Source organism: Flavobacterium sp. FlaQc-47, from assembly GCF_044006475.1.
In the GTDB taxonomy this organism is placed as follows: domain Bacteria; phylum Bacteroidota; class Bacteroidia; order Flavobacteriales; family Flavobacteriaceae; genus Flavobacterium.
Genome location: NZ_JBIPCQ010000007.1, coordinates 130,819 through 156,345 on the forward strand (window position 1 = coordinate 130,819; position 25,527 = coordinate 156,345).

Here is a 25,527-nt window from a genome sequence, read left to right on the forward strand (position 1 = left end):
TAGTATTTATATACAGCTAAATAGACTTACCAACTTTTTTTTTACGGTCGTTCGAATTCTTCTGCGACTCAGGAGAATCACCCGCATTTTCCTGCTTTTGGCTTTTATTTTTGTCATTTGACTCTGCCTTTTTCTGGTCTTTACTTTCACGATGATTAATTCGCTCCAAATTTCCGTCGTATACATTCACCGTTTTAAATTGCGGATTTGCCTCCACATACATTTTACTTTCCACTCCAGCAACTACAAAAGTGGCAGACTGCAGGTTTCCTTTTTTAAGCGAGTTAATAAGATCTTCTTTGTACTTTGGAGTATTGAGTTCTTTTATTGAATGTTTTTCAAGACTTGCTTCAAGATCGTAACCGTAATTTTGGTGGTAATGATCCAATTTGAAGTTTGAATTGTCGTCGCTTTGTTTGAAATTTAATTTCAGCCAAGCGTTATAAACTTCACCTTCCCTTGTTTTCAGGTCTTTATTTACAGAGCGGCCTTCCATTAAATTATAAGCTTCTTTGAGCGTAATGTTACTGCTGTTATTATTAATATAAAAAGTCTGCTCCAGTCCATGTTTATTTTCCTCTTTCTGCAGATTCACATGATAGGAATTAAAAAAATACATATCACTCTGGTCTGACTTCTTGAAGTTTAATTCAACGGTCAAGGTATCTTTGTTTGGAACACCATTATTCATAATGCCAGTGTGCATAATTTTAAAATCCTTGTCTCCTTTAAGCATGTTTTCTTTCAGTTCAGCATCGAAAGTTTCTCCAAATCCAGTATATTTTAACTGGTCTTTTAGGTATTCTAAATTTTTCTGATTCATTATGTTTATATTTAAGTTATTTTCTAATAATTCCTTTTTCTCTCTTTCCAATCGGGCAAATGCAGTAAGATCAAGTGCCTCATTAAATGAAGTATCAATTCCGCTCTGTATAAGTGTGTTTAAGTCATCTATGAGTAATTCAATTGGCATACTCTTAAAATAGTCCACATCATTAGTCATCTCAAAGCAGTATTCCTGAGCATCAAATGAGGTCCTGAAAAACTCAATCGTATCGTAATCAGTTATCTGATCCGGAGAAAAAGCTGCATAACGATGGCCGTAAGAAGCCATTTCTTCAGCATACGACGACAGCATTTCAGCATCGGCAATATTTATTATCATAATACATTTTAAAGTTTAAAAGTTATCAGGGCGCGAATTCGAGGATTGGGGATACTTTATCAGTCAGATTACTACTAACATTAACCTCTAAATGCCTTCCTCCGCTCTTTTCAATCATCTGAAGTGTGAGATACTTATTCTCAGGGATAGTAAATTTTTCCAATGCATAGACCTTTATCACTTCTGATTTATAAGGAATCACGGTAGATGAAGAAGTCGTATAAAGTGGCAGGATTTCTATTTCCTGTGTTGCCGTGCGTTTTGATTTTCTCTGGTCTCTGATAAAAAAACGGAACTGATCAATATCGTAGTTAATATTGGATTTGTTTTCAAAGACAACCCTCAGATAAAAAACATCCTGATGGATATAAATACTGTTTACTTCCAGTTTTATTTTAAATTTTGACTTTTTTATACCGCTGGTCTTTTTCTTCTTTGATAAGGCAAGTGAAGCGATCTGTTCTATTTTTTTCTGATTCTCATTCTCCACTGAAAACAAAATATCATTACTGGCTGCAACGGCGTTTTGCGCTTTTATATTTAAATCAGGACAGTCTTCATCATAATTTAGGACAAATACGTACAATCGGGCATCGGAAGTGACAATTGTTAGATTGGTCTGGAAAAAATACTGTTTAGCAGCTTTTACGAGCAGTATATTCTCCACTCCTTTGGCTTTCTGTACCAATACATCAGAGCTTCCTTTATCGATGCTTTTAATAGCATATGGAAAAACGATACTGGTAGTTTTCGAATATCCTATGTGAAGATTTTTAAACTCTTGTTGATTCAAACCAATTTTTTCATTCACAAACTGCGCATGGCCTGACAGCATTGTCAGCAAACAGCATAACATAAAAGTCCAATTTCTAATTTTCATCTTTAAATTTTTTAATTATTCATATTCTTTTGTTTCTCATCATACAGCAGTACCTGATAGCCGGCTTTAACAACCACTTTAATCAGTTTCACTTTTTTACTCATCAGGCTTTTCGCCGCTTCAATTCCCATTCCAGCTGCCTGCGCTTCCCAGGAATCTGTAACTCCGGTAAGCCCTAAGGTCTGAATAGAACGATCGGCAGAAGCCTTGGCAACATCCCTGTTGATAGCACCTGGAATATAAATCCCGTCAATACCGTCCATATCATAAACCGTTAATTCTACCGGAAAAATTGAATTTCGAAACTGAATGTTGTTGATTTTTACTTCCAGCCTCTCCCCTTTTAAAGAGGCTATTCCGTATAAAAATGTATTTTTTGGAATCAAAGTACCTTGCAGAGATATATCACTGCTCAGTCGGAGCTTCAACACAGATCCGTTAACAATAGTCTGAGTCTCGTGGATTACAGCCCCTATTGAATTTTGCTGCTCCTCCTGCTCCAGATTCTCATCAGCAGTATAAAAGGAATTGCTATTTTGAAAACTCAGAGCAGTTTTATCCGGCTGAAGCGATGTTGTATTATCTTCTTCTTTTTTACGGTTAACCGTAAAGATTTTTCCTTTTTTATTGTCTGAAGACTGTTTTATTCTTTCCTGCACACGCGATGGATGCTGAATATCCAGTATGTTCTCAAGCATCCCTCCAAGCTGTTTGAGTTCCGGGTCAGGCTCCTGTGATTCTCCCATCTTGCTCATCATTTGCTCTAAGTTCTTTACCTCATCGGAAACAACTTTTGATGAGCCGTAGTTTTCAAACTCTCTCATGTCCTGACCGTAATTATCGGTTATTGCAGGTTGGCTGATTGCTTTTTGAAGTGCCTGCAGTTTTTCGTAAACTTTCTGCTCGTTTTTATTCTGAAAAGAAGACGAATTAAAACCAGTTCTGTTTTTTTGAAATTGTTGTGCTTCAAAATCAGTATCTGAAAACTCTCCTATAGATTCTTGTACTATTTTTTGATTGGAATAATTAGGATCTTTTTTAATCTGTTCCTGAAGTTTAATAGAATCTACTGCTGCCTGATCATAATAACTCATTTTATCAAGCGCTGAATCTTCTTTAAATTTTGGAAGAGGCAGATTAAAATTAAATCCCTTTTTAATTTCATTTTTACCTCCCATCGCTTCCATTCTACCTCCTCCCAAAGTGTAAAATAGAATAGTGATGAAAGGAAGTGTTATAAGGGGCAGAACCAAAAGCGTTTTTCGCTTTTTGGATTCTTTGATTGATATTGTTTTATGTTCCATGACTTTACTTTTTAAAATTGGTAATCTTAATTTTTGAAATGACAGCTGTCTTTTGAGCTGTTGGAAAATCACTTTTTGAAAACGCTACATAAATGTTATAGACAAGGTAACTCCCAGTCAATATGGAAAATAAAACCAGCAGGCATAGCAGCTTTCTTTTGGAAAGACCGTTTACGAGTACATCCATTTTCTGAGCCCATTTCGTCTGTGCAGAATGATAATACCTATGATACACAAAAGGAGTTTGCTGTTTTTTGAATAATGATTTCATAGCCTTCTATTTTCTGTTCTCAACCGTTAGATCTTTGTTTTCGATGGTATTGAAGCGTTCAATTAAAAAACCGTGTGGATTATTATCGCTTCTTGAAACATTTCGAAGACTTCCCTCTGTTACAAGGTTTCTTTTCAGAATACTTGTCGTTCGTATAATATTCTGTTTTGCAAAACATTTAAAGCGGTATGGATAATCACGCGTATCTATCGAAATACTGTCAATCTGAATAGTCTGGCTGATATTCCCCGATATAATTCCGGAGTAAAAGCCATTTTCTTTCAGGTCATCATAAATCCGTTTGGCACTGTCATCAGCCATATAAAGCGCTTTTGTAACATTGGTTTTAATTACTTTATCATCGGGATCAAGGGTAAAGAAAAACTTGTGAAAGGTCTTTACATGATCTCTTGCTTCTACAGGTACATTATCTTTTCTCTCCGACGCGTAAGCTTCGAGCGCTTTCCCATTTGCCAGTATATAAACCTTATCCTGCATCTGGGTTACCGACTCAAAACTTTTGTAAAGTGTATAACAGCATATCATAATACATCCCACAATAACCAGCATCGTAAACCCTCTTACATACCTAAAAGCAGTATCTATATTTTTCATTTTGGTAAACATGAGCAGATTTTTTTTGATTATTTTGAATTCCCTTTAAGCCTGTCGCTCATATAATTTCCTTTCTCTTCAAAATATGGAGCGCTCCCGGCTGATGATGACATGCTTTGGGACATTCGCCCTGCCGCATTTCCCATTGAATCCAGTACCATACCAGCGCCCATTGATGTTTTGGAAACTACTGAAATGCTTGAATTACTGAAAAGTCCGGTAACTTTCTGGCCTAAGGCGCCTCCTCCGGCAGCGTGGACTATATAGTTAGCGACCGATGGAACGGTAAAATATCCTATGATTCCGATAATCATAAAAATCAAGTAAGACATATCGGTTCGGCTGAAAAAGGTGTCCCCTGTTGCCTGCACCTGCGAAATATCCAGTTTTAGCATCAGTTCCTGAATTTTCCCAATGATGCTTCCGAAAATATTGGCAACAGGAAGCCAGAGATAAATATTAATATATCTTGCCAGCCATACCGTGAGTGTATGCTGAAAGCCATCAAAAACCGCTATTCCAAATACAAGAGGTCCCAAAATAGACAGCACCACCAATTGAAACGTCCTGAGCGTATCAATACACAATGCCGCAGCTTCAAATAAAACCCTCAGTACTTCACTCATAAATTCCTTGACAGAATTTCGAAAGTTATAGGAAGCTTTTTCCATTGCAAATTTGACATCGTTGCCGATTCCGGCCAGAATGCTCTCATTGGACGGATCTTCATCATGGGTGTACTTATACCATTTATCCCTATCCCCTGTTCCTGCAACACCCACATACATTTTCCAGGGGTCAGTCTCTTTGATGGCTTTTTCTTTCTCTTTGAGAAGGACTGCAACCGCATTATTGGATCCTGTAACCATAGCAGCAGTTGCTGTAACTGTGGGTTTCATTACTCCATTGATTAAAGTTAATACCGAAGGGAAAATCATAATACAGAATCCAATCACAAAAGGCCTGAACAACGGATAAAAATCAATCGGCTCTGCGTTGGCAATATGCCTCCATACCCGCGAAGCGATGTACCAAATTGTCCCGAATCCGGCTATTCCCTGGCCTACCGCTAAAAGATTACTGCATAAGGGCATCATTTCATCATACAACTGTTCCAAAACAGAGTGAAGGCTCTGCATATTATCTCCAAGTCCTTGTGCATGGATAAAAAAAGGCATTAGAAATGCGACGGTTATGAAAAGAACCGTTTTGCAAGATTTAAAAATGTTCATCACTTTAGTTTTTTAGTTCCTGAAGTTCTTTGGAAGCATAAACATCCTTCGCTTCTTTTGCTCTTTGCAGCGCCAGCACATTTGATGTTGCATTAAAGTTTCTGAGAAACAAAAGCTTATCCTGCATCTGGAGATAAATATCATCTACTGCCTGGAGCCTTTCATCATCCGACATCCTTAGTTTATCTGCTGTTACAACCATTGTCAGTTCATCCAGGTTTCTTAAACTCTGGCTCAGAATATTTCCATACACTTTTTCAAAATAGTGGATTTCCTTTTCGCTAAAGGTGCCGCTTTTTACAAACCGATTCAGTCCATTTTTGCTTTCCTTCATCAGAAGCATCTGAAAATTTATGATATCCCCTACTCTTTTATAGTTCCTTACAACAGGACTCACCTGCATAAGGGCATCCAGAAAAGTTTTATGCAGGCTGAAATTTCCCTCGGTCATATCCTTGACTGTTTTATAGCCCCCCGAGAGCAGTTCATAACCCTTTTTCATATCGCTTAGAATCTTTTTAAACTGGGATAGTTTCTCAATATTTAAGATGAGCTGCTGGATTTCCGCTGACTGTGCATTTGCTTTGTTGGAAGCAATTGCCATAGAAACTGTCAATATTAAAATCAATATTTTTTTCATAGCTTTTTATTTTATAATCCGTAGATAGCTCCTGTTTTGTGGGCATCTCCTTTTTCACGGGTCTTTGATAAAGACAGAAGTTTCGTTTCATTGCTGAAAGACAAACAGAAATTATAATCCTTCAGCATCATTTTGTGGAGCGCATCAATACGCTCGATCCTCTGGTCGTCTTTAAGCTCCAGTTTGGAATCAGTAGTAATAATCAAAAGCTGGTCAAGGGTATCGCTGCAGTTCTCAAGAAGTCTCTCAAAAGAACGTTCTATGAAATCCAGTTCGTTTCCGTGAAACAGATCATTTCCCTTAAGTTCGGCGTATGTCCTTTTATAGATTTTCATTATTTTAAACTGCATGGAGAGAATCTCAGCTGTCTTATAATAATTTTTAACCTTGGGATTAATCTTCAGTAGAGAAGTAAAGTAATCACCATGAAGATTCACTTCTCCCCTTTTTGCATCTCCAATAAAATTCAGTCCCTTAGACACAACTGAATATCCTTTCTTGGCATAATCAATATAAACCTGAAGAGCAACAATCTGCAAAAGCAGTTCCTTTCTCTGCTTGACCTGTGCCTGAATTCCTTGTTGGGAAACGAACGCTACCAACAATACTAGAATTAGTTTTTTCATGATATTTTTATTGAATTACGGAATTCCGTAAAATTGTTTGACCTGATTTACATCTGCCTCTGTTTTGGCTCTCTGAAGACTGAGCATTACATTCTGCTGATTAAAAAGCGTGAGATCATCGTAATTGACATCAATCTGATCGGCAGCTTTATTAATGATTTCGAGTCTTTTCAGATCGCTCATCTGCGTGCTGAAAGAATCCAGTATTAAAAAGATCTGATCCATATTCTTCACGCTTTCTTCCAAAATGCCCGAATAAACACGCTCCATATATTGGATTTCATTGTCTTTAAAATGAGTATCCTGTTTGAATAAATTCCAGGCTCTTTCATATTCCTGTACCAGTCTTGTCTGTTTCTTGGTAATATCTTTTATCCTCTGGTAATAGGTAATAATAGATTTTACTTTTGCCAGTTCTTCGTAATAGCCTTTATATAAATCTTTCTGCTTTTTAGTCCAGTCCGAAATTTCATCCAGCTTTAACTTAGAGAGTACATTCTCTAACTGCTTCTGGGCATTCTGAAGCCAGATCGTTTTGTTCTGAAGTTTCTGAATCCTAAGGTCAATTGCTTTAATAACTTTTTTGGTGACCTCTTTTACAATTTCCAGTATCGGCAGTGCAGCTGTCTTTTCTGCCGGCCTTGCCGACGTGCTGATTAGCATCAGGCAGATTATGCACGTAATTATTCTTTTTTTCATTTTCCCTTTTCATTTAATTTCCGTTTCTCATATCCTGCGCCATAGCTGCGATTCCTTTTTTGATGTCGCCTCCAAACTTTTGGGCATAAGCATTCATTTTCACTTTCTCGCTTTCCTCAGTGGTATAGGCCAGATATTCCTCAAGTGAAACTTCTGTTCGATACACTTTTGAAAGCATACTTCCCAGCGAAATAAACACTTCCTTATATTTCTTATCAGGATCATTAGCTTTATTAACTGACAGAACAAGTGCTTTCTCTTTATCAGTAAGTCCCAGAAGTTCCTGTATCTGATCAAATTTATTTTGATATTTACTTTGATCCAGCAGGATCTTGCAGTCACTGTTATTGATTATGGCCTGTTTGACAACTGGCGATGAAATAATATCTTCAACCTCCTGAGTGACTACGATAGCTTCTCCAAAGAATTTCCGCACAGTCTTGAACAAATACTTAATATATTCGGACATCCCTTCTTTAGCAATCGCTTTCCATGCTTCTTCAATCAGGATCATCTTACGAATGCCTTTAAGCTTTCTCATTTTGCTGATAAAAACTTCCATGATAATGATCGTTACCACAGGAAATAGAATCGGATGATCCTTGATATTATCCAGTTCAAATACGATAAACCTTTCCTTTAAGAGTTCCAGATTCTCTGTAGCATTTAATAGATAATCAAACTCTCCTCCTTTGTAATATGGCCGTAGTACATATAGAAAATTGTTTACGTCAAAATCCTTTTCTTTTACCTTATCGCCTTCGAGTATCTTTACAAAATCATCTTTCAGGAATTCATAAAAGCTGTTGAAGCATGGAAAGAGATTGGAGTTCAACTCTAGTTTTTCATAATACAGCTGAAGCCCATTTGATAAAGCTACATACTCGCATCGATTAAAGGTTTCATCGTCTTTTTTCCACAGTGCCAGAAGCAGTGTTTTAATGCTTTCTTTTTTCTCGGTGTCCAGAGTATCTCCTTCCGATATATAAAAAGGATTAAAGCGGATCGGGTTCTTCTCATCGTAAGTAAAATAATATCCATTGACCATATCGCAAAGCCCTTTATAACTGTGACCTACATCTACCAGTACGATGTGGGTTCCCTGCTCGTAATAACTTCTCACCATATGGTTAGTAAAAAATGATTTACCGCTTCCCGAGGGTCCGAGTATAAATTTATTCCGGTTGGTACAGATACCCATTTTTACAGGTTCATCGCTGATATCCACATGAACAGGTTTTCCCGTTAGACGGTCTCCAAGTCTCACACCAACAGGACTGAGTGAAGACCTGTAACCTGTCTCCATATTCAAAAAACATACTGCCTGCTCAGTGAAAGTGTCAAAAGTATCATTCATCGGAAAATCAGCCGCGTTTCCCGGCATACCTGCCCAGAAAATCTGCGGAGCACCTACTGTCTCCTGCTTGGCCGCCGCATCCATCTGAGCTAATGCTGATGATACTTTGTTTTTAATATCCTTCAGTTCTTCTTTGTCTGTACTCCAAGCCAAGACATTAAAATGTGCTTTGACCGGAAGTCTCTGCTGGGATACCGCTTCGTTCAAAAAATCATTCGTCGCATCCCTGGCAATCATGTTCTCCCTGCTGTATGCCGATAAAGACTGAAGCCTTAATCTTTTGCTTTCCAATTTTTGAATAGTTTTTTGGGCATCTTCTATAAACAGATATTGATTATAAATATGATTGCAGGATAAAAGCTGTCCGAGAGTGGATGCAAAACCAACACTGAATTTGGTTTTATCGGTGGAATAACGGTCAAAGTTAATTCGAGAACCACACAACGCTGGTAGATCCGCCGCATCCCCAAGTGTGAAAAGCTGGCAGTGTTTATCGCCGACAGCTAAACCTTCATCAAATTTGATATCCTTAAAAACAAATGAATCTTCCTTCTCTGATAAAAAACAGTACTTTTCAATCAGTCCCAATTTTCTGCTTTCACTTTTAAGTGCATCATTTTTTAGTCGGGTAAGCTTGACAAAACCGCTGTCTTCCATAATTCTTTTAAACTGGCCTGTACTGTCAATAAAATCCTGCAACAGCTGTGCTTTCAAAGTTTCCTCCGGTACTATCGAACGCCTAAGTAGATTTGAGAAAAGCGAACTTGAATTCTTTCTTCCCTGTGGTTTCTTAGTCAGCATGATGTAACAGGAATGTTCCAAAAATGGTCTTTCATTAAAAAACCGCTCACTGCTCCGGGTTAAAAAACTGCTGTCATCACTTGTAAAATCAGCTTTGTGGCTCTTTTCTAAAAACCAGTCCTGCTTGTGAAAAACACAGAATTTAGGAAGCACTTTTATTGCTTTTATCCAGGACTGATGAAAAGCTTCATATTCCTGGTCAGACAAAGTAAAAATCTCAGGCAGCTCTGCCTTAAACACAATTGTTACATCGCCCTGCTTTGATAAAATACAGTCATGCTCCACTGCCATAATTGGCAGTAAATCTTCCATCCTATTCTCCATCTCCTCTTCATTTTCAACATTAACGTTCTGTAGCTACATCTTTATAAAAATAGCCCTACTGTAAACTTTTATACATTTTGGAACCTGCTTTTTGGCTAGCGCCTTCATCATGCCGTATTCTCCGTACTGGTTACTCAATTTGTATATTTTAAAAACAAGAAATGTACCTGCAGTCCCGATAAAACCAACACACAATAATGAAGGCAGACCAATAATGTACATCACTGCAAAAAGAATCATAAGCGATACAACACCTCCTCCCAAATACCATATGTACTGAGCCTTCAAGCCTTTAAATTCTATACTCTGATTGATTCCTTTGTTGATCTGGTAAACACTGTTACTCATAAGATCTTGTCTTTAAACCCCGAAGAAGGATTTAATTACTGTGGCTACCACAACTAGAAACACACAGCTGCCGAACCAGGCGGCGGCTACTTTACCTGTATCAGGATCTCCCGCATTCCATTTCTGATAAACCTTAACCGCTCCTATAAGACCCAGTATAGCACCAACAGCATACATAAGTTCTGTACCTGCATCAAAATAACTCCTTACTTTTTGGTTCGCCTCGTTAATTCCGGCTACACCATCCTGCGCATAAATTCTCGTCTCGTATACTAACATCAATGCAAGAATGCAATATGACATTACTTTTTCTTCGTCTAATTCCTTTAATTTCCACCAGCATTTTCTCATCACACATCATTTTTAAAGTTTATATCAATTTTAAAAAGCAGAGGAATATCGCCGTTGCAACTCTATTTCCTGTCACATAAAGCCATACCGCACCAGAGAGAACAGGGATTATTCCTCCGCTGAATTTTAGGAAATAGTCTCTTCCCACAGCGTATCCGCTTCGGCAAACGTTAAATAGAACTGCGGGTGCTTTTCGCTTTCAGAGACTATTAGATTATTTATGTTTTCACGTAAAGAGGAGATCTTCACGTATGGGTACCCTTCCAGTACCATTTTAAGGTAATTTTGAAATTGTTCTTTTGATAAGTTCATTTGAGAGCTTTCTTCTACTGCCTGCACTATACGAGTGGAGAGTTCTTCGGCATCTTCTAAAGTATCAAACGATTCTGAAAAAGAGGAAGACAACGATTTTTGTTCTCTTCTGTCTTCTAATTCGTTTCTAGAAGTTTTTTTTAATGCAGGAAATTTGAATTTCTTATCTCCCGAAAAAAGTTCCCTTAAATCCTTACTGTAAAATTTTAGTATTAATACCAAATACCAAATCAATAGTAATATACCCACGGCAGCGAGGTAGCTGCGCCATGAAACATTTGTAAACATAGTCATCATCATTTATCATTCAACATTCATCTCGTCTATGTAAATCATTATCTTAAAATTGGATATGATTTATTCTACAAGTCAAAGGAACGATTAGAATGGCTTTTCTACAAGTACAACTTTTTTACTGTACCCTTTGTACCCCGGACAAATACTGTAAACATTGATAGTAAGAGAGTATTTTTTGCTGTATAATTTAGTATGTTCTTATTTTTTTAATGATTTTTTCTAAAGTTTGAATTGCAATTTCCTTGTCTTTTTCCTCAGCATTATACGATTTGCTTCTAACGGATTGATAAGACAGGCTTTTTTTGTGTGGAGTTGATAAATAAGGCACTATAGTTTTAAAAACCAGAGTCATTGATTTCGCCTTGACAATTCTTGCCTCATCAGTTGCTCTTATAATCAGTCCCATTTGGTCAGTTGATAATATACATTCAATTTTATTATCTTTTTCCTTTTCCACTTGCTCACCACTGTTACCTGCACCTGTGATTAAACCATGCTCTAATTCAATCTTATTATTCAAAAATTCTATTTCGAATTTAAACCATTTATCTAATACATCTTTGATATTCTGCAGTCCTGGATCCAGAGTAATTCTCTCATTGGAATACAAGTGGTTAAAATCTTTATAGTACAGAAGCAAAGTGCTAAGCTTTGCAGAAAGGGATAAATCAGGCTTCATACTATTTGTAAGTCTCTCAGTAATATTTGTTATGTAGCTCAACGAATTAAAATTTTTACTTACAAGTAACTCATCTAATGCAGAAAATATTGAAGTTGGTACAATTGAATAGTCAAGCAGTTCGAGGCTTTTCAGTATGTCTCTCAAATACAGGATTTGTCGATATGTAAATTTTATATTATTACTAACTTCAATTATTGAAGTCAGTTCAGCGATTATATTACTCATAGATATCTTATCGAATTCATTCCTTAGCTCGATTGATTTTATTCTGTTAAGCTTTAACTGCAGTTCCCTTCTGGAAACAATTAAGTAAGTTACAGGAACTCTTTCATCCAAACTAAGAAAGTATGAAAAACGAGCCTCAATAAAGGAAAGCAGTTCATCCAGACTGCTAATTATAATATCAATTGTAGAGAGTAATTGCGCTGACTGAAACGTGTCGTTATTTCTTCTGTCCATTATATTATCCAAAAGAAATATTAATGTAGAGTGGTATTTTCGAACAGTTAGACGGATTTGCCTTTTCTTTTTAAGCGAAAATATCTCGTTTTTTATATGCATTTGTACTTTATGAGATTCAGTAACTACATCTTCAGATATATCGTATAAATTGTCTGCAGATAGCGATATTGCATTGTTTAATTTAGGACTTAAGGTTTTAAATATTATTGTTTCCAGCCATTCAAACGGATATATATTATTTTCCATACTAACGTTGATTTACAATTAATAGTAGTGAATACTATTGATCTTTAAACCTATCAATAGTATTCGACCTGTATTCAGTAGGCGAAAATGATGTATGCTTTTTAAAAAATATGCAAAAAATTGACACGCTTCTAAATTCCAGTTCGTCTGCAATTTCTGCAATTGTGAGTTGTGAGTCCAGCAGTAAAATTTTAGCCTCATTTATAAGCGATTCTATTATTAGGATCTTCACGCTTTTACCCGTCACATTTCGAACGATTTTACTTAAATGACCTGCAGTTACATGCAAGGCACCTGCATAAAATCTTACATGGTGCTGTTTTTTGTAGTGTATAGATAATATCGTAAGGAAACGGATAACCTGACTTTCATTTTTATTAAAATTTGCGGTAGTATCATCTGAATATTTTGAGTAGATCATTTTCAATTCATACAAAAACAAATTCAGACTAATACGCTTCAGCTCAGCATCAAAATCAGATTCCTTGTAATCTTTGTTTACAAAATAAATCAATCTGTAAATAAGTGAGAGCACTAAAAATTCTCTTTCTTCCAACACATACTGTACAGGTTCATTCCTAAGAAAAAAATGAAAGGAATCTACTAGCTCTTTTTTTAGGAAATTTTTAATGGCAAATTCTGAAGAAATTGTCATTATAAACAGTTGGAGTTTATTATGCACTTCAAGTACGGTACAATAAGAATCTTTAGGAATTATAATGAGATCCCTGGAAGATAAATCCTTTATATTCTTCTGCAACTTAATTTTAAAACGGCCTGATCTAACTAGTAGAATTGATAAATTTTTTGCCACGAAAGATTCTTCTTCAGAACTCTCAATAATATATCTTTTAATGATATTCACATCTAGACCTTCAAAAGGAAGTTTGTCCAGATTAGCATTTAATAAATCTTTAATCATGCTCTTTATATTACAGTAATACAAATATTACAGCAGTTTACTATGAAGCTCTAAACCGTTTTTTTATCAATGTAAGTGATAAAAAATAAAGATTGAGTAAACTAGTAATGTATAGCATATAAGCCAATGCACGTAATGGGCATGTCTTTTTTTTGCCATTTAAGAGGTAGCCGGCTATTTCATCATAGCTGAAAAGATCTATAATGAAATAGAGACTAACCAAATTAAATAGGATCAATATTGAATAAAAAATGATCTGTAGTTTCATTTCGTAGCTTGTAATAGTCAATTAACCTATAGAAGTCTCTCAAGCATAACTGCCAAACAAATTAAGGTAAGCTCGATCTTATTGGGTGTCATACGTGTCCTTCTGTTTGTTACTGCAGTTTCCCAATCACGATCCCGCCTACTTGCCTCGTAGTAAAGAGAATACTTTGATATCGAGCAAACTTTTAAAATTACTTTCTTTTCCATAGTATTCAAATCGGAGGCATTTAATATTGCAGCTACATAAGACACTATAAAACTGTAAACCATATCATATCTTTCTCCCTGTATATTTGATAGATAAATGATATAATTTTTTAAATCTGACTTTCCCCTTACGCTCAGTGACGAATTTTCTATAACTTTTAAAAGTTTTTTCAACGGATCAGGCGCTAAACCTGTTATTTGATCTGGCCTCGAATTTTTGAAAAGCAATTTAATTTCATCCTTTATATCTTTCTCTGAACTGAGATTAACATCAAATTCATTAAACAATTTCCGTTTATTGCAAAAAACCACTCCCAGCTTATCAAAAGGGTTGGAAGATGGCATTTGGTACAATGTGTCATTGTTCTGGTCTATTTGTGGAATTAGTGTCTTCTCTGGTGTTGATAACTCATCAGTTGAACAGGAAAATAGTACAATGGGGAAGGTAATAGATAATATAAAATTTTTCATAATTTATTAGTTTGAAGGTGAGGGAGAATTTCTTCTCAGTTCGTTTCATCCAGATTAACAGAACTTTTATTTGGCACCATGTCAAATAATTTGCTATTGAATTCAAAACAAATCTAAACAGACACAAAATTTCCTACAAACAAACACTTATTACTTTCAAGGAAAACCACATGGTGATTTCCTTGAAAACGGTATCAGAATTTAACACTGTTAAGTGTTTAAAATTCAATACTTTACGCTATTTTTGATTGAGTTTCTTGAGCGAATTTATCATCAATACTACCTTTCATAATAAAGATATTTCCTTCAAAAATTAATAATTAATTAATAAAGTATTAATACATGAAAAATCATATTCTTGCCGTAATATTCATATTCGCATTTAAATTAGGTACTGCGCAACAAAGCGTATATAAAATTTCAGATTCTTTAAAAAACAAGTCATATAAATATCTGGATGATAAAATTTTCCAATTTAAAAATGACAGCGCAAAAGCTAGATTATATACTTTGGCCTATCTTAAGAAATCAAGAAAAGAACAAAATTTTGATGAACTTGTCTATGCTTATCAGAATTTTTTGCATCAATCTAAGGCAAAATTTAAACTAGTTTATGCTGACAGCATGGTTTATACTGCCAAAAAGAGTGGTGAGAATGCATTAATGGGGTCAGCATATCTTTCAAAAGGGATTGTTTACTATGGGCAAAAAGAATATAAAAATGCCTTTGATAACTACATTATTGCAAATAATTACATTTCCAGAACTGCCGATAGTTATCTAAAATTTAAAGTCAAACATCAAATTGCTCAAATTAAATATTATCTGGGCTTTTATGATGAGGCTATTTCCCTATTTAGTGAGTGTGCTGCTTACTTCAGAGATAGGAATTCAATTGCTTATTTAACAACCCTTCATTCGCTGGCCCTTTGTTACACAAAAATCGGAGATTACGATATGTCATCAAGGACCAATACTACTGGATTATCCGAAAGTAAAAGATTGGAATTGTCGGATTTAGATCCATACTTTAATCAATCTGAGGGAATCAACGAGTTCTTTAAACAAAATCATGGCTCTTCAATAAAAAAAATTGAATCCTCCACTAGAATAATTGCAGAAAAGAAAGATTTTGCAAACGAATCTGTTGGATATTTTTATCTGGGTAAGAACTATTGGGCGCTAGAAAAAAAAGCAATAGCACTGTCTTACTTTTTCAAAGTGGATAAAATTTTTAATAAAAAAAAATATTTAAGACCTGATCAGATAGAAGTTTATGAGTTACTAATTAAATATTATAAAGGCACTGGTAATGTAAAAAAACAATTATACTATATCGATCAGCTCATTAGTGCAGACTCTTTGTTGCAAGAGACTTATAAATATTTGGTTACCAACTTACATAAACAATATGATACTAAAGAACTACTGGTTGAAAAGGATCAGATTACCCAACAACTAAATAGGGCCAGATATTATGATATCCTATTTATCACTATAATTTTATTGCTATTTATGGCAACTCTATTTCTAACATATCGCAATTATAAAAATCACTATATATATAAGAGAAAGTATGAGGAGGTAATGCTTAATTCACAAGCTGACCATACTGTCAAAAATAAAAAGTCAGACATGATGGATATACCCAATGAGACTGTTATACATGTGCTCAAAAAGCTGGATCAGTTTGCAAAAGAGAAAAAATTTTTACGCAAAAACTTACGACTAGCTACAGTCGCAATTTCCCTTAATACAAATTCTAAGTACCTTTCCAAAATTCTACTTCATTATAAAGAAAAAGGTTTTGTAGAATTTATAAATGACCTAAAAATAGATTATTTAATAAAACTTCTAAAAGAAGATAAAAGAATTAGAAAATATACAAATACCGCTTTAGCAGAAGAGGCAGGATTTAGCAGCACCCAACAGTTTGCCAAAGCATTTAAGACTAGAACGGGAATGCCTACAGCATATTTTATTGATAGGATAAATAATGAATGAATAATTATTTATTGTTTGCTTTGAAGCTAAAAGTATTCAATATAAAGATATACTTTTGCCAAGTAATTAAAAAAATATTATGAAAGATCTAATCGTAAAAATCAGCACTGAAATTGAAATTTTTAAAGCCGAATCAAATTCGCTAGTTGAAAAAGGTGTAAAAGCTGCCGGAGCAAGAGCTCGTAAGTCAACTTTAGAAATCGAAAAACTTTTAAAAGAGTTTAGAAAAGTTTCTATTGAGGAGTCTAAGAAGTAATTTTCTGCCTTAGTGCCCTCTAATTTTCGAGGGCATTTTTATTACTGATTTAGAAGAGTTTAATATTAAATTCTTTAGAGAAAACCGTCAATTATTTTATTAATATTCAATCCTAATCCGCCGATGTTAGGTTCTAAAATTAAGCAATCATTAATTTTCTTTCCAATGCCTTTTTTGTACTCGGCCTTAATTTTAAAATCTTTGATTTCCTTTTTATTCTTTATGTCAATCATTATTTTTTGAATAATATTAATCACATCGTTTGGTGTCTGACAAACTTTTTTAAGTTCGATAAAAATTAACTTATCTTCCGGAATTCCACCTTCAAGCTGATTATTATGGGCATCTAAGAAATATTTAGGATGTAATGTTGTAATCATAAGTGCAGGAAGAATTTCCGAAGGATCAATTCCATTAATACTTTCCCAAGAAAATAATTCATTATAAAAGTGACTTTCAGGAATTCCCTGAATTACTACCGCCTCGTTTTCTGCAGCAAATTTTGCTATCTTATCAAAGCTATTCCGCAAAGTATTTGAGATAGGTTCATCCCAATTATAATAGTCTAGTATATATAAATAATAATCCCTTTCAATGTTACCAGATAATGCGGCAATTGTGCTAACTTTCAATCCCATAATTAAATATTATTTTGTGCTTTCGATCGTTGAATAAAGACCTACAAAAGATAAAAAAATACCACCAAAAATTTAGGCTGTTTACTCTTGTATAAATCATTTTCAAGATTCAGCTAGTCTATTTAGTATCTCTTCTAGCTCTAAAGTTCTATCGCGAACTTTGTCCATAAAATTCATCGCAGATATTAACATTCCAGCACTTCCAATCTCTATTTATAAATCATCAAATGAATCTTAATCTCAAAAGATGGAATAACTTTAAATTTGAATAAATTTAAAGAAGTGATAATAGAAATGTGACTATTCTTTTTCTAAATCCACTTTAAATTCAAAAAGTTCTTTTGGTTGAATTTTCAGTCCGTAGGACAAATTAAGTATAGTTTCTAAAGTTATATTTTCCGTACCTTTCTCAATCTTACTTATAAAGCTAGCGTCTAGATCACAATTTTCAGCAATTTTTCTGTAACTTAAACCTTTGTCCTTTTTTATTTGCCCTAGCTGAGTACCGAATTGGATGATGAATTCCTTTTTAGTGTTTTCGTTGATCATAGCCTTTATTTTAGGCAATTTGCTTAAATTCGAAGAATTTAACGTGGTAATATATTACCACGTTAAAAAATTTATTACATTTGTTACATCATTACAGTAAAGTAATGTATTTTTGCGATTCTTCATATAAAAAAATTTGAAGCATTCGCTTTGAATCTCGAACAGAAAACTGGCGTTTTTAAAACCACGAGAGGATAAGTAAGATGCTCACGTCATTGGCGTGGGCTCACTTATTGTGGTTGGTGCCGCCAGTACCTCTGTTCAGTAAGATGAGTTCCATGCCTTTTTTTTACTCTCTTATATTTTCTTAGCCAATTTGCATCATTTTAAATTTCGAATCACGAAAAGTCGAACCTTTAATTTTTTTGCCTGTGAACTAAAAATCTTCGTTGTGATTAGTAAGCCGTTTATTTAATCACAAAAAAATGGCCCTCTATTTCGTCGCCAAACAACCATAGAGGACCGTAGCTAATCAAATCATATTTAACTAACCAATCCCAATATTATGAATAATTTTTCATTTTATAAGGATGGAGGAGCTCTTTATTGCCTAATTTTTTTAGGAAGTCTTTTGTCTTTTTCATCCTTATCCGCTAAAAGTTTAAATCGGAATTTCACCCCATCTTCCCAACAACATCAGATTCAAGGAATCGTTACTGATGGATCTGTTCCTTTACCCGGAGTAAGTATTCTTGTCAAAAACAGAACAAATACATCGGCCATAACCGATTACAACGGACAATATTCTCTTTCTGCATCGGCAAATGATACACTTGTCGTTTCTTTTATTGGTTTTAAAACAGCAATATTAGCAGTCAACGGCCGTACTAAAATTGACATTACCCTAATATCTGAAACAACCACTTTACAGGAAGTTAGGATCAACGCCGGTTACTACACGGTAAAAGAGAGTGAGCGTACGGGAAATATAGCTAGAATTACTGCCAAGGATATAGAAAACCAGCCAGTAACAAATATACTGGCGACAATGCAGGGACGTATGCCAGGCGTATTTGTTACCCAGACAACGGGAACGCCTGGTGGAGGATTTGATATTAAAATTAGGGGACAAAATAGTCTCCGGCTCAATGCAAATAATCCTTTATATATCATTGACGGTGTACCCTACTCCTCAGATCCTATTGGCTCTGGGACACCTTCTGCGGTATTGCCAACGCAGCCCAATCCGCTCAATAGTATAAACCCTGATCAGATAGAAAGCGTCGAGGTCCTAAAGGATGCAGATGCAACTGCTATTTACGGATCCAGAGGTGCAAATGGTGTTGTGCTGATCACAACAAAAAGCGGGAAGGCAGGTAAAACAAAATTTTCGGCCAAAGTTTATACCGGAGCCGCAACTGTTACCCATTTTATGGATCTCATGAATACTGAACAGTACATACAGATGCGTAAGGAAGCTTATAACAATGATGGCATTAAAGCAATCCCGTCTTCTGCCTATGACGTAAATGGAACATGGGATCAGAAAAGATATACCAACTGGCAAAAAGAAATTCTTGGAGGTACTGCCGAGATAAATAATCTACAAGCTTCACTTTCTGGCGGATCTGCACAAACCCAGTTTTTAGTAAGTGGTAATTACAATTACCAAGGGACAATCCTCCCCCAAAGCTTTAGGTACAAAAAGGGAAATTTTCACGTGAATGTCAATCACCAATCTGAGAACAAAAGATTCAAGGCCAACATCACTTTTGGGTATACACTACAGGATAATAATCAGCCTCGTGTTGACCTGATGCGGGAGACAATTGCTATTGCTCCCAATGCGCCTGCGCTATATAATGCTGATGGAAGCCTGAATTGGGAAAACAATACGTATTCCAATCCACTTCGAAACCTTACAGGAAAATATAAGGCCTTAACCAATGATCTTATGGCCAATATGCTGCTGTCTTATGACCTTTTGGAGAATGTAAAGCTCCAAACAAACATCGGCTATACCAATTTAATCAATAGGGAAAATACAACAAATCCTTCGACAAGATTTAACCCTTCATCAGGTTTTGGCCCTGAAAATTCAACATTGATTGTTGGCGATTTTGAGCGCAAATCATGGATAATAGAACCTCAGCTTAATTGGTCAAAATCATTTGGTTCAAGTACAGTAAATGCACTGGCCGGCGGTACGTTCCAATCACAGCAGGCCAATTTATTGGTTCAGTATGCTTCCGGTTTTGCCAGTAATAGCCTTATAAATAACCTGTCTTCAGCAACAACCATATCAATCCTGCAGACCGATCAGACAGTCTATAAATATCAGGCATTTTTTGCGCGTATCAACTATAATTTTAAAGAGCGTTATATAATAAACCTGACGGGTCGAAGAGATGGCTCTAGCCGTTTTGGTCCCGGAAATCAGTTTGCCAACTTTGGAGCTGTTGGAGCGGCATGGTTATTTTCAAGGGAAAACCTCTTTAAAAACAGCTCCTTTTTAAGTTTTGGGAAACTAAGGGCAAGTTATGGGACAACCGGTAGTGACCAAATAGGCGATTATCAATATATGGATACTTACAGCATTTCAGGAAGTAAATATGGAGGCATTTCAGGATTACAGCCAAGCCGATTATTTAATCCCGAATTTGGATGGGAAACCAATAAAAAACTGGAAGCCGCATTAGAAGTAGGTTTCTTGGCAGATAGAATATTTCTTACTTCTAGTTATTATGAAAACAGATCATCTAATCAACTTACAGGCATTCCATTGCCTGGTACAACCGGATTTACATCTATTCAGGCAAATCTAAATGCAACAGTTCAAAACAAAGGAATAGAACTGAGTTTACGCACTGTAAATTTACAAAATAATGAGTGGAACTGGACAAGCAGCTTCAATCTAACTTTTGCAAAAACTAAATTGCTGGAATTTCCAAATCTAACCGGATCAACTTATGCCAACACTCTGGTTATAGGCAAGCCTCTTAATATTAGAAAGGTATATCATTATACTGGCGTTGATCCAAACACCGGCATCTATAATTTCGAAGATATAAACAAAGATGGCTCACTCACTTCCCTGGATGATAAAAAAGCAATAATCGATCTTAGTCCTCAATACTACGGAGGTTTACAGAATACATTACGATATAAGAACTGGAACCTTGATTTCCTGCTTCAATTTGCCAAACAAAAAAATTATAGTGCCACTTCTTATTTTGGAATACCCGGATCACAGACAAATCAGCTTGCTGAAATTGCCGACCGTTGGAAAGAACCGGGAAACACAAACGCATATCAAATTTTTACAAGTGGTACAAATTCTAAAGCTACAACTGCATATGGCAATTATGCAGAAAGTGACGGTCCAATCAGTGATACTTCTTTTATCCGCCTTAAGAACATCTCAATCTCTTACGATATTCCCCTAAAGGATTTTAAGTGCCGGATCTTCTTTGAGGGCCAGAATCTTTTGACTTTCACAAAATATAACGGACCAGATCCGGAATTTACAGCAGTAGGATACCTCCCTCCATTAAAAGTGTTTGCCGCTGGACTTCAATTCAATTTTTAACCTAATAATTAAAATTATGAAAAAATTTAATCCGTTATTAAAATTATATCAGGGTACAACTTATACAGTATTGGATAAGTTTCAAATGATTTTGTCTGCATTAATCTTATTTAGCATTTTTCTGAGCTGTGATAATTTTATAGATGTCGAACTTCCAAATTCACAATTAACCGCAAATAGTGTTTACGAAGATAAAACTACTGCAAATGCAGCCATGACACAAGTTTATGCAAAAATGCGCGATAGCGGTCTTTTTACTGGATATGCTTTCGGTCTCTCAAATTTAATGGGAAATTATACCGACGAATTAGCGTTTTATGGAAATCCGCAGGAAGGAACTACAGATTTTTATAATGGCATTGTGCTGCCATCCAATTCCAGTATAAAATCACTTTGGAATAATAGCTACAATCAAATATATGGAGCTAACGCAATTTTAGAAGGTGTGGCAAACTCTGCGAATCTGCTCAGTACAGACCGTGATCAGTTAAAAGGCGAAGCTCTCTTTACAAGGGCACTTATCCATTTCTACCTGGCAAATCTTTTTGGGAGTATACCATATATCAGAACAACAGATTACCAAAAGAACAGTATGATTTCGAAGGAACCTGCAAATGCAGTCTATGGGAACTGCATTGAAGATTTAAACCTTGCTGTAGCCCTATTGCCTGGAACATACAAAAGTCCAGACCGCACAAGACCTAATAAATTTTCAGCAAGGGCATTGCTTTCAAGGGTTTATCTCTATACGCAACAATGGGATGAGGCTTCCAATGAAGCTTCCGCTGTATTAAATAATACAGCCTTGTATTCCGTTGAGAGTAATTTGAATAAAACTTTTTTAAAGGAAAGTACAGCTACCATATGGCAGTTCTCGCCCAATACAGCTACAGGGAATTCGCTGGAAGCACAGACATTTGTCTTTACTGTTGGACCACCCCCGTTATCCGCCTTAACTACAACACTGGTAAACACTTTTACAACAGCAGACAAAAGGAAATTAAGCTGGATAGCCTCTGTTACTAAAGAAGGTGCAACTTGGTATTATTCCTCCAAGTATAAAAGTAAAATAACCTCTGCTTCTACCGAATATTCCGTTTTACTAAGACTAAGTGAAATGTACCTCATTAGGGCTGAAGCACGTGCGCATGCTGGTGATCTTATAGGTAGTAAAGAAGATTTGAATGTTATTAGAAATACTGCTGGTCTTTTAAATACCACGGCCATTTCTCAAAGCGAAATACTAGAAGCAATCCTAAAGGAAAGACAACTGGAATTTTTCTGCGAATTTGGACATCGATTTTTTGATTTAAAACGGTTCAACGCTTTGGATACGGCATTACCTTCTGTTAAACCAGGTTGGAGTTCCTATAAAGCGCAGTTACCACTGCCCGAGTCAGAATTGCTGCTAAACAAAAACTTAATTCCGCAAAATACAGGTTATTAATGAAAACACGACTATACATCAGCAAAAGCCTTCGAATTAGTATTTTTTTGCTTTTGACAATCTGCCCTGTACTGGGGCAGATTAAAAAACTTAAAAAAGTGACGCAGGAGGATTACCAACTGTGGAGCAAGTTAACAACAATTAATATTGCAAATAATGCATATTGGATAAGTTACAATCTCGCTTATGAATCATCAAATGACACCTTATTTGTGAAGAATACAATTTCACCGAAAAAATTTTGTTTTCCTAAAGGAGTCCAGGGTGTATTTTTAAATGAAAATCATTTTGGTTGTCTCCTCAGAGGTAATAAATTTCAGGTTTTGAATCTGGACACTGGAGTCATAGTAAAATTTGATAACATCAGTCAGTTCTATGCTGCAGATGGGAATATTGTATTGAAAGAAAATCTCGGCAATGGTAAGATTGCGCTTCATATCTCTGATTATAATGGAAATATAAAACGCAGTATAGAAAATGTTACCTATTACAAACTTAGCCCCGATACTTCAAAGCTGGCATATGTAACTTCATTTCCTTTTAATTCACTTTTTATTCTAGATTTCAAAAAACAAAACAAAGAAACTTTTATAAGTTCTGATCATTCACTATCATACCCAATTATCAAATGGCATCCAAATGGTAAGTCAATTCTTTTTGCTGGATATTCAGTCGAGGAAAAAAGTTATGAAACACTTTTCTTATATGATCTGTTGATGAAAAAACTCCTTGAATGTAACAACCAAAAGATTTCCAACTGGCCCAAAGATATGGCATTGGATGCGCGATTTGACAACACACTTGTTTTCTCCGATGATCAGCAAAGCATTTTTTTTTCCCTAAAGAAAAAAGACAGTTCACCTCTAGTACAAAACAAGGACAGTATAGAAATTTGGAATGCCAAAGACAAGGACTTATTTCCGGAAAGGAACTCGTTTGGAGCCACAAAAGACCAGTCCAGAATAGCAGTTTGGAAGCCAGGAAAAAATACAGTTCGTTTAATTGGTGATGAAATTCATTCTCAAGCTTTAATAAATCCTAATCAGAGCTGGGCACTGGTCTATGATCAGGACGAAAACAAACCGTATTTTAAACAGGCTCCGGACTTAACATATTGGCTGTTTAATACACAAACCGGTATAAAAATTCCTTTTCTGGAAAAACAATCCGCAGCTATAAAGTCAGTATACTTTTCTCCAATGGGCAAGTATTTTCTCTACTTTAAAAATCAGGATTGGTGGCTATACTCATTTAAAAATCAGAAACACACCAATATTAGTCAAAATAGTGCCGGATCATTTGCTGACTACACGGAACAGATGGCCGAAACGCCCAATTCATTCGGTTGCGCAGGATGGACCAACAACGATCAAACAGTGTTTTTATACGACCAGTTTGATATTTGGGAATTTAATACCCAAACGGGCAAATCCCGTCGCATTACCTTCGGAAAAGAAAATCAGCAAATCTACAGATTAGTGAATCCCAAATTGGGTATCAGAGGAAACTTTGTCTCCAAAGAACAAATTGTCCTGCCCGGCGAAGATCTAATTCTGAATGTAAAAAAAAGTAATAACACTTATACTGGATTCTCGTATTTAGACTCCGAGAGAAAAATTCAGCGCATTGTGTATGACAGTGCTTTGGTGCACAGTATTGTAAAGGCGAAAAACAGTAATACTTTTTTATATGTAAAAGAAAAATTTAACGCTCCTCCCTCTTTGTTGGTGAGTAATCAAAAATCAACCAGGACAGTCCTTCAGACCAATCCACAACATAACCAATATTCTTGGGGAAGGTCAAAATTAATTACTTACAAAAATTCAAAAGGCAATACACTAAACGCGGTGCTTTATTATCCGGCAAATTTTGATGTCGCGGAAAATTATCCGATGATCGTAAATATTTATGAAAAACAAACCAATCAGCTAAATGTATATACTAATCCATCAAATCTTAATGGCTGTTCGATTAATGTCTCAAATTATACCAATGATGGTTATTTTGTTCTTTTTCCTGACATCGATTTTGAAATTGGCAATACTGGTTTTTCTGCCCTGGACTGTGTAACGTCCGCTGTGAATGCAATTGTAAAAAACTATCCTGTCAATGAGAAAAAAATAGGCCTGATGGGGCATTCTTTTGGTGGATATGAAACTGATTTCATTATTACCCAGACCAAAATATTTGCAGCAGCGATAGCAGGCGCAGCGGTTACTAATTTCAACAGTTATTATCTAAGTTACAATAAAGCAAATTACAAACCCGAGGCATGGCGGTTTGAATATTTTCAAATGCGAATGGGAAATAACCTTTTTGAAGATTATGATAACTATCAGAACAATTCTCCTGTAATGCACGCAGCAAACATATCAACACCTTTACTTGCATACACGGGTAAAGCAGACACACAGGTAAATCCTGTTCAAAGTAATGAATTTTACCTTGCTCTGCGAAGACTCCAAAAAGAACATATTCTTTTAGTTTATCCAAATGAGAACCATGTATTTTCCAAGCCGGAAAATCAATATGATTTAACTAAAAAAAGAGCGGCATGGTTCGGACATTTTTTAAAAGACGAACCATTAGCGAAATGGATGGAGTCACTCTAAAAAACAATGCTGT

At 35.6% G+C, this 25,527-nt stretch carries 23 protein-coding genes; 5 read left to right on the top strand and 18 right to left on the bottom strand.

What is annotated here, in order from left to right:
- Positions 1–16 precede the first annotated feature (16 nt).
- From ACHRVX_RS20130 to ACHRVX_RS20205, 16 genes are all read right to left on the bottom strand, one after another.
- Entirely contained in the window at positions 17–1,165 is a 1,149-nt protein-coding gene (locus ACHRVX_RS20130) for a hypothetical protein (RefSeq protein WP_395335560.1), read from the bottom strand.
- 25 nt (positions 1,166–1,190) lie between these two features.
- Positions 1,191–2,045 (bottom strand): conjugative transposon protein TraN, encoded by an 855-nt coding sequence (gene traN / locus ACHRVX_RS20135; RefSeq protein ID WP_395335562.1) that lies wholly within the window; start codon positions 2,043–2,045, stop codon positions 1,191–1,193.
- A gap of 11 nt (positions 2,046–2,056) precedes the next feature.
- Complete coding sequence (gene traM, locus ACHRVX_RS20140; RefSeq protein WP_395335563.1) at positions 2,057–3,349, bottom strand: conjugative transposon protein TraM; 1,293 nt, start codon at positions 3,347–3,349, stop codon at positions 2,057–2,059.
- Between the two features lie 4 nt (positions 3,350–3,353).
- Positions 3,354–3,620: a hypothetical protein gene (locus tag ACHRVX_RS20145; RefSeq protein WP_395335565.1), complete on the bottom strand. Its 267-nt coding sequence runs from the start codon at positions 3,618–3,620 to the stop codon at positions 3,354–3,356.
- A gap of 6 nt (positions 3,621–3,626) precedes the next feature.
- The gene (gene traK / locus ACHRVX_RS20150) at positions 3,627–4,235 is read right to left on the bottom strand and encodes a conjugative transposon protein TraK (RefSeq protein WP_395335566.1); all 609 of its coding nucleotides are present in this window, start codon (positions 4,233–4,235) and stop codon (positions 3,627–3,629) included.
- A gap of 29 nt (positions 4,236–4,264) precedes the next feature.
- Complete coding sequence (gene traJ, locus ACHRVX_RS20155) at positions 4,265–5,467, bottom strand: conjugative transposon protein TraJ (protein ID WP_395335567.1); 1,203 nt, start codon at positions 5,465–5,467, stop codon at positions 4,265–4,267.
- Positions 5,468–5,471: 4 nt separating this feature from the next.
- Positions 5,472–6,107 carry a TerB family tellurite resistance protein gene (locus ACHRVX_RS20160; protein ID WP_395335568.1) on the bottom strand — a complete coding sequence of 212 codons (636 nt, stop codon included), beginning with the start codon at positions 6,105–6,107 and terminating at the stop codon, positions 5,472–5,474.
- An 11-nt stretch (positions 6,108–6,118) separates the two neighbouring features.
- A complete protein-coding gene (locus tag ACHRVX_RS20165; protein WP_395335569.1) occupies positions 6,119–6,733 on the bottom strand; it encodes a hypothetical protein in 615 nt (204 codons plus the stop codon).
- 15 nt (positions 6,734–6,748) lie between these two features.
- Positions 6,749–7,432: a conjugal transfer protein TraI gene (locus ACHRVX_RS20170; protein ID WP_395335570.1), complete on the bottom strand. Its 684-nt coding sequence runs from the start codon at positions 7,430–7,432 to the stop codon at positions 6,749–6,751.
- 13 nt (positions 7,433–7,445) lie between these two features.
- Positions 7,446–9,914 (bottom strand): TraG family conjugative transposon ATPase, encoded by a 2,469-nt coding sequence (locus ACHRVX_RS20175; RefSeq protein WP_395335572.1) that lies wholly within the window; start codon positions 9,912–9,914, stop codon positions 7,446–7,448.
- 33 nt (positions 9,915–9,947) lie between these two features.
- Entirely contained in the window at positions 9,948–10,262 is a 315-nt protein-coding gene (locus ACHRVX_RS20180; RefSeq protein WP_395335573.1) for a DUF4133 domain-containing protein, read from the bottom strand.
- A 12-nt stretch (positions 10,263–10,274) separates the two neighbouring features.
- Positions 10,275–10,565: a DUF4134 domain-containing protein gene (locus ACHRVX_RS20185; RefSeq protein ID WP_241676577.1), complete on the bottom strand. Its 291-nt coding sequence runs from the start codon at positions 10,563–10,565 to the stop codon at positions 10,275–10,277.
- A 174-nt stretch (positions 10,566–10,739) separates the two neighbouring features.
- Positions 10,740–11,213, bottom strand: coding sequence for a hypothetical protein (locus tag ACHRVX_RS20190; RefSeq protein WP_395335575.1), 474 nt, complete (start codon positions 11,211–11,213; stop codon positions 10,740–10,742).
- 196 nt (positions 11,214–11,409) lie between these two features.
- Entirely contained in the window at positions 11,410–12,612 is a 1,203-nt protein-coding gene (locus ACHRVX_RS20195) for a hypothetical protein (protein WP_395335576.1), read from the bottom strand.
- Between the two features lie 34 nt (positions 12,613–12,646).
- Complete coding sequence (locus ACHRVX_RS20200; protein ID WP_395335577.1) at positions 12,647–13,534, bottom strand: helix-turn-helix transcriptional regulator; 888 nt, start codon at positions 13,532–13,534, stop codon at positions 12,647–12,649.
- Between the two features lie 294 nt (positions 13,535–13,828).
- Positions 13,829–14,479: a hypothetical protein gene (locus ACHRVX_RS20205; RefSeq protein WP_395335578.1), complete on the bottom strand. Its 651-nt coding sequence runs from the start codon at positions 14,477–14,479 to the stop codon at positions 13,829–13,831.
- Positions 14,480–14,821: 342 nt separating this feature from the next.
- Here ACHRVX_RS20205 and ACHRVX_RS20210 point away from each other — a divergent pair, with 342 nt between their 5' ends.
- Both ACHRVX_RS20210 and ACHRVX_RS20215 read left to right on the top strand, forming a co-directional pair.
- Positions 14,822–16,483: a tetratricopeptide repeat protein gene (locus ACHRVX_RS20210; protein ID WP_395335579.1), complete on the top strand. Its 1,662-nt coding sequence runs from the start codon at positions 14,822–14,824 to the stop codon at positions 16,481–16,483.
- Positions 16,484–16,562: 79 nt separating this feature from the next.
- Complete coding sequence (locus ACHRVX_RS20215) at positions 16,563–16,739, top strand: histone H1 (protein ID WP_395335580.1); 177 nt, start codon at positions 16,563–16,565, stop codon at positions 16,737–16,739.
- A gap of 74 nt (positions 16,740–16,813) precedes the next feature.
- On the opposite strand, the gene ACHRVX_RS20220 is transcribed toward ACHRVX_RS20215, so the two are convergent.
- Together ACHRVX_RS20220 and ACHRVX_RS20225 are read right to left on the bottom strand one after the other, a co-directional pair.
- Positions 16,814–17,377: a hypothetical protein gene (locus tag ACHRVX_RS20220; protein ID WP_395335581.1), complete on the bottom strand. Its 564-nt coding sequence runs from the start codon at positions 17,375–17,377 to the stop codon at positions 16,814–16,816.
- Positions 17,378–17,677: 300 nt separating this feature from the next.
- Positions 17,678–17,926 carry a helix-turn-helix domain-containing protein gene (locus ACHRVX_RS20225; protein ID WP_395335582.1) on the bottom strand — a complete coding sequence of 83 codons (249 nt, stop codon included), beginning with the start codon at positions 17,924–17,926 and terminating at the stop codon, positions 17,678–17,680.
- A 505-nt stretch (positions 17,927–18,431) separates the two neighbouring features.
- Between ACHRVX_RS20225 and ACHRVX_RS20230 the strand changes: the two genes are divergently transcribed.
- Genes ACHRVX_RS20230 through ACHRVX_RS20240 form a run of 3 tightly spaced genes read left to right on the top strand, consistent with a single transcriptional unit; the run spans position 18,432 to position 25,514 of the window.
- A complete protein-coding gene (locus ACHRVX_RS20230) occupies positions 18,432–21,455 on the top strand; it encodes a SusC/RagA family TonB-linked outer membrane protein (protein ID WP_395335583.1) in 3,024 nt (1,007 codons plus the stop codon).
- Positions 21,456–21,471: 16 nt separating this feature from the next.
- Positions 21,472–22,902: a RagB/SusD family nutrient uptake outer membrane protein gene (locus tag ACHRVX_RS20235; RefSeq protein ID WP_395335584.1), complete on the top strand. Its 1,431-nt coding sequence runs from the start codon at positions 21,472–21,474 to the stop codon at positions 22,900–22,902.
- On the top strand, positions 22,902–25,514 hold the full coding sequence (locus ACHRVX_RS20240; RefSeq protein ID WP_395335586.1) for an alpha/beta hydrolase family protein: 2,613 nt from the start codon (positions 22,902–22,904) through the stop codon (positions 25,512–25,514). Before ACHRVX_RS20235 ends, ACHRVX_RS20240 begins: the two co-directional genes overlap by 1 nt.
- Positions 25,515–25,527 lie beyond the last annotated feature (13 nt).